This window comes from Microcystis sp. M090S1 (assembly GCF_020246295.1).
In the GTDB taxonomy this organism is placed as follows: Bacteria; Cyanobacteriota; Cyanobacteriia; order Cyanobacteriales; family Microcystaceae; genus Microcystis; species Microcystis aeruginosa.
The window spans coordinates 1-11,190 of sequence record NZ_JADBTF010000422.1 but is presented as its reverse complement, the minus strand read 5'-3'; the positions used below and the strand labels follow the sequence as shown (position 1 = coordinate 11,190).

General features: G+C 44.1%; 16 protein-coding genes. 6 read left to right on the top strand and 10 right to left on the bottom strand.

The annotated features are described in order from the left end of the window. The first annotated feature begins 737 nt into the window (after nt 1-737). The 3 genes from IM477_RS18670 to obgE all read left to right on the top strand — a co-directional run bounded on the left by IM477_RS18670 (nt 738) and on the right by obgE (nt 2,452). On the top strand, nt 738-959 hold the full coding sequence (locus tag IM477_RS18670; RefSeq protein WP_079206340.1) for a hypothetical protein: 222 nt from the start codon (nt 738-740) through the stop codon (nt 957-959). Nucleotides 960-1,043: 84 nt separating this feature from the next. Next, nucleotides 1,044-1,379 carry a PIN domain-containing protein gene (locus IM477_RS18665; protein WP_249267894.1) on the top strand — a complete coding sequence of 112 codons (336 nt, stop codon included), beginning with the start codon at nt 1,044-1,046 and terminating at the stop codon, nt 1,377-1,379. 44 nt (nt 1,380-1,423) lie between these two features. Then, complete coding sequence (gene obgE, locus IM477_RS18660) at nt 1,424-2,452, top strand: GTPase ObgE (protein ID WP_287733015.1); 1,029 nt, start codon at nt 1,424-1,426, stop codon at nt 2,450-2,452. A 9-nt stretch (nt 2,453-2,461) separates the two neighbouring features. Here obgE and IM477_RS18655 read toward each other — a convergent pair whose 3' ends face one another. Next, nucleotides 2,462-2,827 carry a KH domain-containing protein gene (locus IM477_RS18655; protein WP_287733014.1) on the bottom strand — a complete coding sequence of 122 codons (366 nt, stop codon included), beginning with the start codon at nt 2,825-2,827 and terminating at the stop codon, nt 2,462-2,464. Then, a complete protein-coding gene (gene rpsP / locus IM477_RS18650) occupies nt 2,820-3,068 on the bottom strand; it encodes a 30S ribosomal protein S16 (RefSeq protein ID WP_002736858.1) in 249 nt (82 codons plus the stop codon). The genes IM477_RS18655 and rpsP overlap by 8 nt, the downstream gene beginning before the upstream one ends. On the opposite strand from rpsP, the gene IM477_RS18645 reads away from it, so the two are divergent. After that, a complete protein-coding gene (locus tag IM477_RS18645; protein ID WP_287733013.1) occupies nt 3,067-3,207 on the top strand; it encodes a hypothetical protein in 141 nt (46 codons plus the stop codon). The two genes, rpsP and IM477_RS18645, sit on opposite strands and share 2 nt — an antisense overlap. Before the next feature lie 55 nt (nt 3,208-3,262). Here IM477_RS18645 and rfbB read toward each other — a convergent pair whose 3' ends face one another. The 4 genes from rfbB to purS all read right to left on the bottom strand — a co-directional run bounded on the left by rfbB (nt 3,263) and on the right by purS (nt 6,687). Beyond that, nucleotides 3,263-4,339 (bottom strand): dTDP-glucose 4,6-dehydratase, encoded by a 1,077-nt coding sequence (gene rfbB, locus IM477_RS18640; RefSeq protein ID WP_287733012.1) that lies wholly within the window; start codon nt 4,337-4,339, stop codon nt 3,263-3,265. Nucleotides 4,340-4,385: 46 nt separating this feature from the next. Next, nucleotides 4,386-5,312, bottom strand: a complete 927-nt coding sequence (cdf31, locus tag IM477_RS18635) for a CDF family zinc efflux transporter Cdf31 (protein ID WP_287733011.1) — start codon at nt 5,310-5,312, stop codon at nt 4,386-4,388. A 285-nt stretch (nt 5,313-5,597) separates the two neighbouring features. Then, a complete protein-coding gene (gene purQ, locus IM477_RS18630; RefSeq protein ID WP_287733010.1) occupies nt 5,598-6,284 on the bottom strand; it encodes a phosphoribosylformylglycinamidine synthase subunit PurQ in 687 nt (228 codons plus the stop codon). Between the two features lie 127 nt (nt 6,285-6,411). After that, on the bottom strand, nt 6,412-6,687 hold the full coding sequence (gene purS, locus IM477_RS18625) for a phosphoribosylformylglycinamidine synthase subunit PurS (RefSeq protein ID WP_271949601.1): 276 nt from the start codon (nt 6,685-6,687) through the stop codon (nt 6,412-6,414). 31 nt (nt 6,688-6,718) lie between these two features. On the opposite strand from purS, the gene IM477_RS18620 reads away from it, so the two are divergent. Continuing rightward, nucleotides 6,719-7,102 (top strand): Fur family transcriptional regulator, encoded by a 384-nt coding sequence (locus tag IM477_RS18620; RefSeq protein WP_002802309.1) that lies wholly within the window; start codon nt 6,719-6,721, stop codon nt 7,100-7,102. An 85-nt stretch (nt 7,103-7,187) separates the two neighbouring features. Here the strand turns inward: IM477_RS18620 and accD are convergent, their stop codons facing one another. From accD to IM477_RS18605, 3 genes are all read right to left on the bottom strand, one after another. After that, nucleotides 7,188-8,138, bottom strand: coding sequence for an acetyl-CoA carboxylase, carboxyltransferase subunit beta (gene accD / locus IM477_RS18615; protein ID WP_287733009.1), 951 nt, complete (start codon nt 8,136-8,138; stop codon nt 7,188-7,190). 19 nt (nt 8,139-8,157) lie between these two features. After that, the gene (locus tag IM477_RS18610) at nt 8,158-8,307 is read right to left on the bottom strand and encodes a hypothetical protein (RefSeq protein WP_190380310.1); all 150 of its coding nucleotides are present in this window, start codon (nt 8,305-8,307) and stop codon (nt 8,158-8,160) included. Nucleotides 8,308-8,642: 335 nt separating this feature from the next. After that, nucleotides 8,643-9,452: a prepilin peptidase gene (locus IM477_RS18605; protein ID WP_287733008.1), complete on the bottom strand. Its 810-nt coding sequence runs from the start codon at nt 9,450-9,452 to the stop codon at nt 8,643-8,645. Between the two features lie 247 nt (nt 9,453-9,699). Here IM477_RS18605 and IM477_RS18600 point away from each other — a divergent pair, with 247 nt between their 5' ends. Beyond that, nucleotides 9,700-10,002 (top strand): YkvA family protein, encoded by a 303-nt coding sequence (locus IM477_RS18600; RefSeq protein ID WP_002762481.1) that lies wholly within the window; start codon nt 9,700-9,702, stop codon nt 10,000-10,002. A 201-nt stretch (nt 10,003-10,203) separates the two neighbouring features. Here the strand turns inward: IM477_RS18600 and IM477_RS18595 are convergent, their stop codons facing one another. Further along, nucleotides 10,204-10,863: a phosphoribosyltransferase gene (locus IM477_RS18595; protein ID WP_287733007.1), complete on the bottom strand. Its 660-nt coding sequence runs from the start codon at nt 10,861-10,863 to the stop codon at nt 10,204-10,206. Between the last annotated feature and the right edge of the window lie 327 nt (nt 10,864-11,190).

Here is an 11,190-nt window from a genome sequence, read left to right as displayed (position 1 = left end):
ATACTCTATTCGTTTATTAATTCATTATCTGAAGTTTCAAGAAGTGCCTATTCCTTACTGATTCATAGCTTAATTCAGCAACGCCTTAATTTCTTGTGTTCAACAAAGAAATATTGGCGATAGTGGTAATTAGCTAGATTGAACAGATTTTTTGACAAAAAAGCAGCTCGGTCAATTTCTGACCAGCAAGGATGGGATTTAGTATGATATGGCGTTCAACTAGCTTCATGTCTTGATTGTAGCTGATAACCCTCTCAAAATCTATCTCTCTTAAAAGCTACTTATTTTAACCATCTAGCTAGAGGGAGTCAGAAGGTTTCTGGAAATTTGAGGAGATTTAGAGAGAATTTTCGTTTCTGTATTTACCCCCTATTGCAAACCTCAAAGTTTAGTACAAAAGAATTATGCGGTCAGCTATAGGGCGATCGCTGAAAAGAAAAATTGACCCGATTTATTATCAAAATAAAATTTTATAATTGTTGTCTGTTAAGATAAAATTAATAGGTTGAACTCTATTAGTTAGTCAAAGGTTCGGGGGACGAAGCTCCTCCCCTGACGGGGGGTTTAAGGCTTGGATTGAGTGATAAAATCGGAAGTAATGCCCAATTTTAGCAGAGAGTTTCCCTTTAAAAATCCCAACTCAGTAGATTTACAAAAATGAGATGCACCCCCTGTTACCTCTTGTTCTTGGTCAAAGGATCGGCTAAGATTATGATAGACAATTTCCAGTTAAAGAGATGAATCAATTAAAACCCAAACTTGTCAATTATCCAGATTGGGATCGAAAAGAGCAAATTAAACGAAATCGTTCGGCTTTGGCTATCTTAGAACAAAGACGACAAAAACGGTCACAAATAACCGATAAGCAAGACCAAGAAATTTCCCAGTCTTTCCTCAATTTTCAGACTGCGATTGATAATGATCGTCCTTTGGGTTCAAAGCTTTATAGCCAAGGATGATTGTCTTTATCGATTCGGGGGTTTTGGGTTGATTAACTCATCCTAAAAAAGCGGGTAAACTGGGAAGATTGGCCTTATTCACTTTTGTCTAAGGGTGCTTATGTAGTTAGTTCCGATAGCTGTGATTATGAAGTCAGAAAAAGCCTATTATTAGAATCGGTCAAGAAAAATTCCTTTAATAGCCTAGATAATTTAGATACCGAGGTGATGTTAGAATCGTCACAAATTTGGGTAGAAACTCGAAAGATTGGCCAACAAACGGCTGATAATTACAATATTGACGTAGATATTATTATTCTTGCTCATTGGCAGTTATTAAAAAAACAAGATCCGAGCCGTTATCTAGTCATCGCTACTACCAATGTCAAACATTTTCAGGGATTCGCAGAAGCTTTAAATTGGCAAGATGTTAACCTATAACAGCTTTGATCTTGAGCATTTTTTCACTTTAACTACTTAGTCTTATGCAGTTTATTGATCGCGCCGAAATAGAAGTAGAAGGGGGTAAGGGAGGTGATGGAATTGTCGCTTTCCGTCGGGAAAAATACGTCCCCGCCGGCGGTCCGGCCGGAGGTAATGGGGGAAAAGGTGGTTCGGTGATTTTCGTGGCGACTCAGAACCTGCAAACCCTGCTAGATTTCCAGTATAGTCGCTATTTTAAGGCCGATGACGGTAAACGGGGCGGCCCCAACAACTGCACGGGAGCCAACGGGAGCGATCGCATTATTAAAGTTCCCTGTGGTACAGTGGTTTACGATCTCGATAGCGAGGAAATTATCGGCGATTTGGTCACTCCCGAACAGACTTTAATCGTGGCCGCCGGGGGAAAAGGGGGATTAGGCAACCGCCACTTTTTAAGTAATAATAATCGCGCACCCGAATACGCTTTACCTGGTTTAGAGGGAGAAAAACGCCATTTACGCCTAGAATTGAAGTTATTAGCGGAAGTGGGCATTATCGGGCTGCCCAATGCGGGAAAATCCACCCTAATCTCGGCCGTTTCCTCTGCTCGTCCCAAAATCGCCGATTATCCCTTTACGACTCTCATTCCTAACTTGGGAGTGGTACGCAAACCCACGGGAGACGGGACGGTATTCGCCGATATTCCTGGATTAATCGAGGGAGCGCACCTAGGAATCGGCTTAGGACACGAATTTTTGCGCCATATCGAACGCACACGCCTGTTAATTCATCTTGTCTCCTTGACAGCAGAAGACCCGATCGCCGATTATCAAATTATTCAAGGGGAATTAGCCGCCTATGGTCGGGAATTGGAAAAGCGATCGCAAATACTGGTTTTCAACAAAATTGATGCTGTGGACGAGGAAACGATAGATAACTACCAAAAGCAGTTTGCTAAAATAACCAATGCCGAGATTTTGACTATTTCCGCCGTGACGGGAGCCGGATTAACCACTTTACTCGCCAAAGTTTGGCAGCAATTAGAGCAACTGGAGAGGGTAGAGGATGAAACCCCTTCCCTGTTTTCCTAAAATCGCTCGTTAGTTGTTGAGCTGCCGGGGTGCGGGTGGTCGGCGATTGCTCGGTCTTCTTTCCGTACCTTCAAAGTTACCATTAGAACGACGGGTGCGGCGCTGTTCGCCTTCATTTTCGGCCGCATAGACTTCTAGATAAAGAGAGCGACCGGCATTTGCGGCCGCCATTTCTAGGGTAGTTCTAATCGCCTGTAAATTGCGTCCTCCCCGGCCGTAAACTTTGCCTTTATCGGCATCATCGAAGGCTACACGCACCCAAAGACGTTCATTTTCCTTACAGCGCTCGATATCCAATCTCAGACTGGCCGGCTCTTCCAAAAACGGCTCGATCATAAATTTCACCAGTTCGAGATAATTGGGGGTACTAGGCATTGATTTTCTCGAAAATTTTCTGTTTGGTGAGAATGCTGCGTACGGTGTCCGTCGGTTGCGCTCCTTGTTGTAAGCGTCGGATAATCCCTTCTTCATCGAGACGCACTTCATCGGTGCGGGGATTGTAGAATCCTAATTCCTCTAGGGGACGACCATCGCGACGACTGGTGCTAACGGCCGCAACGATACGATAACTGGCTTCGCGTTTTTTACCAAAGCGTTTTAGACGTAATTTGATCATGGTTACTAAAAAATTCTCCTTTCCGATTCTAACTCATCCCGGCGGTATTTCCACAAGTGGCGATCGAGGAAAGGGTCGGCAGCCATTGGCTATTATCGAAAATAACGCCAATATCTTAATGGTGAGGTACAAGGTTTAAGTGTGTTAGTTTTCGCTAACACACCCAAAATTAAGATTAAAGTTTTTACCCTTATCTAACCGTAAACTTTCCCATAATACTCTTGATATTCTTTGGATAACAAAGGTTGCCACCAATCCCGATGATCGAGATACCATTGAATGGTTTTTCTTAATCCCCCCTCTACCGTTTCTTGAGGTTGCCAACCTAATTCAGTGCGAATTTTACTGGCATCAATAGCATACCGGCGATCATGTCCGGGCCGATCCTTGACAAAAGTAATTAAATTCTGAGCGGGTTTCACGGGTAAATCGGGTGCTAATTCATCCATTAAATGACATAACATCCTGACTAAATCGATATTTTTTACCTCATTATTTCCGCCAATATTATAGGTTTCTCCCGCTTTTCCCTTGTGAATAACTGTATCTAAAGCTTGACAATGATCCCGCACATATAACCAATCTCGAACATTTTGACCATCACCATAAACAGGTAAAGGGTTACCCAAAAGAATATTAATACACATCAAAGGAATTAACTTTTCTGGGAAATGGTAGGAACCATAATTATTAGAGCAATTAGTAATAATTGTCGGCATTCTGTAGGTATGAAAATAAGCTCTCGCTAGATGATCACTCCCCGCTTTTGAGGCAGAATAGGGACTATTAGGAGCATAGGGAGTAGTTTCGGTAAAAGCCGGATCATCTACTCCTAAACTGCCATAAACCTCATCGGTGGAAACGTGCAGAAAACGATAGTTATCGGGTTGATGATTACTTAACCAATGTTGCCGAAAACTTTCTAATAGAGTAAAAGTTCCCACCACATTAGTTTGCACAAAAGCCCCAGGGCCAAGAATCGATCGATCCACATGGGATTCGGCGGCAAAATGGGCAACTGTATCGATATTTTCACCAGCAAATAATTCATCAACTAAAGCTCGATCGCAGATATCCCCTTGCAGAAAACGGAAATTCTTTCTATCTTTCAGTGTCGCTAAATTATTCAAATTGCCCGCGTAGGTAAGAGCATCAAGAACAATTACACGATCCTCAGGATAATTCTCGCACCAATGATGAACAAAATTCGAGCCGATAAATCCTGCTCCACCAGTAATTACTATGCTTCTAGCTTGATTCTCCGTCGTCATGGCCACCTCTAGCAAAAGTTTGCTACTTATTTTAGGCCTTTTTGCTTCACACTTCTTCATCAAAAGTGATCTGATCGGAACGATAATCCGGCGGTTCAACGTGAATTAAAATTCTCACAGGGCTAAATTGTTGGGTTAATCTTGCTTCTACCGCTTCCGTGATTGCGTGAGCAGTTTCCACATCTTGAGCGGAGACAACTAGGTGCATTTCTATAAATACCTGTCTTCCCACCACTCCCCGAGACGCGATCGCATGACAATTAAGCACCCCCGGCACCTCCATCACAATTTGATGAATCACTTCAGGAGCGATCGCCATTTCATCCACTAAAAAAGGTAAATTCTCCATCAGGACTTTCCAACCACTGCCAAACACCAAAAAAGCGACGGGAAAGGACAAAATCACATCTAACCATTGTAATTGGGGAATATTAGCCGTATTGCCCACCCAAACCCCGACTAAACCCAATAAAACCGTAATTGTCACCCAGACATCACTCATGGTATGACGAGCATCGGCAATCAAAATCGCACTACCGACACGCTGCCCCACCGATCTTTCATAATAGGTGACAAAAATATTCACCCCTAAAACGATAATTAATAGCCATAACTCAGGACCTGCAATCTCGACGGGTTTGCCTCCTTTGATAATACTCATGACCGCCCCTTGCAAGATTTCAAAACAGGCAATCCCCAAAAATGCGGCGATCGCTAAAGCTCCGATCGCTTCGTATTTCAGATGTCCGTAGGGATGATCTCGATCGGGATAGGGAGAGGAAAACCGCATCGCTACTAATCCCAAGACATTATTGGCACTATCGGTGACACTATGGAGAGCATCCGCTTGCAGACTTAAAGCACCAATCCTCAAACCCACCCCCGCTTTGATCGCCATAACCAAAATGTTCAGCAGTAGGGTGATCCAAAGAACCTTTTGGACGGTAGCCCGATTATCTTTTAAAACAGCCACAGGATTATCAGTTATCAGTTATCAGTTATCAGTTATCAGTTATCAGTTATCAGTTATCAGTGGGTAAGTTATCAGTTATCAGGGAAATTTCAACTAAAACCCCAAAACCCCAAAAACCCAACTACTTGAGGGTTGAAAAAGGGCAAAAATAAGGATTAAATTGCCTAAAGTCGGTAAATAGACCATTTAATTGATTATTATTCATTTTTAATTCTCCTGACTCCTGACGACCGGCTACTGACTCCTGACCCTAACAACAATTTTTGATTTTTACAAGAGGTCTAGTCAACAACAATTGATCAACTCCTGAAATAACAGACTCCCATCGGTCAAATTGAGCACCCGATCGGCGGCGCGTTCGGGATGAGGCATCATTCCTAGCACATTTCCTCCTTTATTGGTAATTCCTGCAATATTATTTAACGATCCGTTAGGATTTCCCGACTCATTTGCCTCTCCTGTGGCAGTACAGTAACGAAAGAGAATTTGTCCGTTATCCTCCAGAGATTTTAACGTATCTTCTGCGGCATAATAACGCCCTTCCCCGTGGGCAATCGGCAAATTAAGCACCTGTTGCGGTTGATAACCTCGCGTCCAGACAGATTGATTATTTTCCACTTTTACCGGCACTCGATCGCAGATAAAATGTAAATCGCGATTACGAATTAACGCACCAGGTAGCAGCCCAATTTCCGTTAATACCTGAAAACCGTTACAGATGCCTAAAACTAATTTACCTTTTTCGGCTTCTTCTCGGACAGTTTTCATCGCTGGCGAAAACCGAGCGATCGCACCACAGCGCAAATAATCGCCGTAACTAAATCCCCCCGGCACCACGATCACATCCAAATCCGCTAAATCCGTCTCTTGATGCCAAACATAGCGGGTAGGTTGCTGAAAAATCCCCTCCGTCACCGTTGCCACATCTCGATCGCAATTCGATCCAGGGAAAACAATAATCCCAAACTTCATAATTTTTAACTTGGTTAATTCATTTTGCAAAAAGCTCTCATCAGATGGGTGTTAGGGTATTAGTTGAATTTCCCCATTCTCCCATTTCCCTATCCCCTAATCCCCCATTTCCCCATTTCCCTATCCCCTAATCCCTATCCCCTATCTCCTGACAATGCAAATCAAAGCGATAATTTTCAATCACAGGATTAGCCAATAGTTGATCGCACATTTGATCCAATTGTTCGCGGGCGCTGGTTTCGTCCGCTGCTGTTACGGTAAGCTCAATATACTTACCAATTCGCACCCCAGCCACAGTATCATAACCTAATTGCTTTAATCCCGACTCTACCGCCGTACCCGCCGGATCGAGAACCGAGGGGCGCAGGGTAACATAAATACAGCACTGATAATTTTTTGGCATAGAATTAACTTTGATCGCTGACCTTTTTGATATGAAATCCCAACGCACCCGATCGCAAGAGCGCATTATCCACTTACTCAAAACCTTAAATCGGGCAGTATCCGCTCAAGAATTGTTTGTGGAACTCCGTCAGCGTGACCAAAATATGGGGTTAGCCACTGTTTACCGCGCCCTAGAATCCCTAAAACTACAGGGAGCAGTGCAGGTGAGAACCCTAGCCACAGGAGAATCCCTCTACAGTTCCGTTCAGCAGGATCAACACCATCTTACCTGTATTCATTGCGGTCGGTCTATCGTCTTTAATGAGTGTCCCGTTCACGAATTAGAAGAAAAACTCGAAAAATCCCACCAATTCAAGGTTTATTACCACACTCTCGAATTTTTTGGACTTTGCGATCATTGTCAACCCAGTTAAGTAAGCTGTACTACATTTAAACTGCCTATCGGGATATTTTAGTACAAATGCTCAGACCTTCAACTCCAGTGCCGTCTTACAGGGATTAAACTGTTGTTTGACCTTGGGCTGTTTTCAGAGGGATTAACTCCGGTTGACTGTAGTGATGATCACTGTTGAGGGGGGATAACAAGGGGAAAAAGGGCTGATGTAAACTGATTAATTGAGCGAGGGTTTTCTTGAGATGGGTACGGGGAACGATCGCATCGACAAACCCGTGTTTTAATAGGTATTCCGATGTTTGGAAACCTTCCGGTAATTTCTCGCGCAAAGTCTGTTCAATTACCCGTTTACCGGCAAAACCGATAGTAGCCTTTGGTTCGGCGATAATAATATCTCCCAACATGGCAAAACTGGCCGTGACTCCTCCCGTGGTGGGATTAGTCAGGACAGGAATATAGAGTAACTTTGCTTCTCGATGCCGGTTAAGGGCACCGGAAATCTTGGCCATCTGCATTAAACTTAACATTCCTTCCTGCATTCTCGCCCCACCGGAAGCGCAGATGATCACGAGGGGTAAACGTTCATCGGTAGCTTGTTCCGTCAAACGACAGAGTTTTTCTCCCACCACCGATCCCATGCTACCCCCCATAAAACGGAAGTCCATCACCCCTAAAGCTAAGGGTAAACCATCGATCGTCCCCGTTCCCGTCCGGACAGCATCCGTCAGTCCGGTTTTTTCTTGGGTTTCCCGCAGGCGATCGCTATAACTTTTCCGATCGCGAAATTTGAGCGGATCCGTCGGTCGAATCTGTTCATCGAGGCAATTCCAAGTATTAGCATCCACTAACTGGCGAATTCTTTCTTCACTTTCCACCCGATTATGATGACCGCAATCGAGACAAACCAGTTGATTAGCTAATAAATCCTTCGTATAGGCCAAAACGCCGCAATTTGGGCATTTGGTCCATAGACCATCGGCTATTTCTCGTTCCTGTTGTTGTTGAACCTTGGGTTCTGTTTTTTGGCGATTTGCAAACCAATCAAATAGAGACATAGTTTAAAATAAAGACAATTTATCGACTTTCCTCTAGAGGACTTAATAACAAAAGTGCTGTCCAGCGATCTTGGGGACGCACTTGTAGGGCGGCCTGATGCCCCTGGCCGCAATAAATACCAAGGCCAATAGCGATAACGGGACTGGGGATGTCGTGAGCTTTGAGCATTTCCTGTAGCCAATCGGCTTACCCTAGACTGGGGGTTGTTCTAATGGTGATCCAAGACACGGAAGACTATTGTATCAAGATTTAATTAGGGTTTGCGGCAAAAAGTTTGTTGGTGGGGTTAGGAGTCAGGAGTCTCCGAGTCAGGAGCCGGTCGTTTCAGGCTTTGTTGCCCTCTTTTTTGTACCAGTTTATGTACTAAAAGAAGGATAATGCAAGGTTTTTGAAGGTCTTAATCCTATATTCGCAGCATGAACATCGGATTTTAACAGGTCAAAAGCCTTATTTTCAAAGGGTTTTACCATTATTCAGCAAGCCCTAATTACAAGATAGCTTTTTTACAACAAAGGGAAAAAAATGGTTTGATAGGCTGAGATGATCTTATCACTCCAAAAGACACTCATCAGAGCGCCGAGGGCAAGAAGTGGGCCGAAGGGTATAGCTTGTTTTTTTGCCATTTTACCCAGAAAAATGCCCGTCATACCGATCACCGCCCCAATAGCACAGGCCAGAAAACCGGTGACTAATAATGCTTGCCATCCTAACCAAGCACCGATCATGGCCGCTAATTTGGCATCTCCTCCCCCCATGGCCTGCTGTCTGAGGGCAAAACTTCCCCCCCACCGGATCAGATCAAATAACCAGACTCCTAAAACCGCACTAGCGATCGCTGAAAAGAGATAGATAACACTTTGATTATTTTGCCAACCTAAAAGAGTTTGGAAAACTATCCCTAAAACTAATCCCGATTGGGTGAGGGAGTTGGGAAGCGTCATCGTGTCAAAATCAATCAAAGCTAAAGCTAATAACCAACTGAGGAGAATCCAATAGCCGAGGGTCTGCCAAGAAAAGCTAAAATCTCCTAAAACCAGACAAAATAACACACCGGTAAAAGTTTCGATCGCTGGATAACGGACAGAAATCGCGGTTCTACACCAGCGACAGCGACCCCCTAGCCATAACCAGCCTAAAACAGGTATATTCTCGCTTTTACCTAACCTATGGTGACATTTCGGACAGTGGGAAGGGGGATAAACTAGAGATATCCCCTTAGGTAATCTATAGATGACCACGTTTAAAAAACTGCCCACCGAGGCACCAAAAGCGAAGACAAAGGCAAAAGTAACTAGATGAAAGAGGGTTTCCATCCTTAAACTGGCAGATAATTGATTAGTTTGTTATCGCCTATTATAGGGGATAAAGATGCCACTATCTCCCCTCTTAAGCATCCAGTAATAATACTTCAGGCTCATCCCTAAAGGTGAATTTTCTTCTGGGCATTTTTTTTTTGATTAATTAGCGGATATCACCCTAGATAATGGGGGTAAAACCTCACTATCAGCCCCAGGGACAACCTGACAAAATTAAATTATCGCCGTCAACGAGGACAAATTAATGAAACCGATTGTTGAATCTTTTTACAACTGGTACAGCAGCAAAATCACTCACCCCCAATATCGTTGGATTATCATTCTGGGAACTATGGTTTATCTGTTTAGCCCCCTCGATATTTCTCCTGACGTTTTCCCGATTATTGGTTGGATCGATGATGGTATTGTCCTCACCCTTTTAACCACGGAATTATCGCGATTAGTTCTTGATTATCGCAATCGCCGTCCGGGGACAGTCAAGAATCAAACCGAAGTTTCTTCCCCAACCAATGCCGTTGATACCGATGCCGTAGAAGTCAGAAGTTAGAATTCGGAAGTCTCAATTCTGACTCCTGAATTCAGGAGATTGCTGTTATTTATTCTCCCCACTTCCCCACTCCCCCACTTCCCCACTACCCCACTTCCCCACTTCCCCACTCCCCCACTACCCCACTTCCCCACTCCCCCACTTCCCCACTCCCCCACTTCCCCACTCCCCCACTTCCCCACTCCCCCACTTCCTAATTCCCTAAACTTGAATCAAAGAACTATCGACGGTGGCTAAAAGTGTTTGCACTTCCTCATCGCTGGTTTGGGAAAAATCTTCGTACCAAAGAGAAATTGATCTCAATTCGTAGGGTTTATGTAGGCAAATTACTCGATCAACTAATTTTTCTAATTGCTCACAGACTTCCACAGGGGCAATAGGAACAGCAATAATAATAGCAGCGGGGTTTCTAGCTTTCAGGGTCAGAATCGCCGCTTTAATCGTTGCTCCCGTAGCGATACCATCATCTACTAGAATAATCGTTTTTCCCGTCAGGGACGGAAAGGGTCGCTCCCCTCGATACAAGCGATCGCGTCGCTCTAATTCGATCATTTCTTCCTTTGCTACCCGTTCCATCATCGCCTCCGATAGGTGCAAGTCGTCAACGATACTTTCATTGATTACCCGCACACCATTTTGACCGATCGCCCCAAAAGCTAACTCTTTGCGCTCCGGTACACCTAATTTTCGCACTAAACACAGATCTAGCGGTAAATGTAACCTTTGGGCAATTTCAAAGGCGATCGGAACCCCACCCCGGGGCAAAGCCAAAACTAGCACCCCAGCACTATTGGTATATTCTGTCAAGTAACTAGCTAATAGTCTCCCTGCTGATCGCCGATCTTTGAGCAGATAAGTCATAACTCCCTCCTAGGGGCTAATCCCCGTGGGGATCCCTAGTCTCCCCTGACTTTATTCTATATTTCTCCGCTAATCTCTAGCTGAAATGTTAAGAAATTTAGCGAAGGCTTGACATTTTTTCGGCTAACCGAAGTTTTTCTAGGCCAGAGATCGGCTAAAATCTTAGGCGAGAGGGTTTTGTAAAGTTAGGTAACAAACTTGACATCCTCACCGCCGTAAACGGACGGTGATTCCCAAACCTCACGATTTAGGTTTCTGCTTCTTTCCCGAAGGATTTTTCGCACCTGCCTTAACAGATTTACTCTGTTCTGGTCTTATGGTCGCTCT

Coding starts and splice junctions, on each gene's coding strand:
- IM477_RS18620 (WP_002802309.1), top strand. CDS start 6,719: ATGAAATCCCAACGCACCCGATCGCAAGAGCGCATTATCCACTTACTC.
- IM477_RS18600 (WP_002762481.1), top strand. CDS start 9,700: ATGAAACCGATTGTTGAATCTTTTTACAACTGGTACAGCAGCAAAATC.
- IM477_RS18605 (WP_287733008.1), bottom strand. CDS start 9,452: ATGGAAACCCTCTTTCATCTAGTTACTTTTGCCTTTGTCTTCGCTTTT.
- rpsP (WP_002736858.1), bottom strand. CDS start 3,068: ATGATCAAATTACGTCTAAAACGCTTTGGTAAAAAACGCGAAGCCAGT.
- purQ (WP_287733010.1), bottom strand. CDS start 6,284: ATGAAGTTTGGGATTATTGTTTTCCCTGGATCGAATTGCGATCGAGAT.
- purS (WP_271949601.1), bottom strand. CDS start 6,687: ATGCCAAAAAATTATCAGTGCTGTATTTATGTTACCCTGCGCCCCTCG.
- IM477_RS18655 (WP_287733014.1), bottom strand. CDS start 2,827: ATGCCTAGTACCCCCAATTATCTCGAACTGGTGAAATTTATGATCGAG.
- accD (WP_287733009.1), bottom strand. CDS start 8,138: ATGTCTCTATTTGATTGGTTTGCAAATCGCCAAAAAACAGAACCCAAG.
- IM477_RS18595 (WP_287733007.1), bottom strand. CDS start 10,863: ATGACTTATCTGCTCAAAGATCGGCGATCAGCAGGGAGACTATTAGCT.
- IM477_RS18610 (WP_190380310.1), bottom strand. CDS start 8,307: ATGCTCAAAGCTCACGACATCCCCAGTCCCGTTATCGCTATTGGCCTT.
- obgE (WP_287733015.1), top strand. CDS start 1,424: ATGCAGTTTATTGATCGCGCCGAAATAGAAGTAGAAGGGGGTAAGGGA.
- rfbB (WP_287733012.1), bottom strand. CDS start 4,339: ATGACGACGGAGAATCAAGCTAGAAGCATAGTAATTACTGGTGGAGCA.
- IM477_RS18645 (WP_287733013.1), top strand. CDS start 3,067: ATGGTTACTAAAAAATTCTCCTTTCCGATTCTAACTCATCCCGGCGGT.
- IM477_RS18670 (WP_079206340.1), top strand. CDS start 738: ATGAATCAATTAAAACCCAAACTTGTCAATTATCCAGATTGGGATCGA.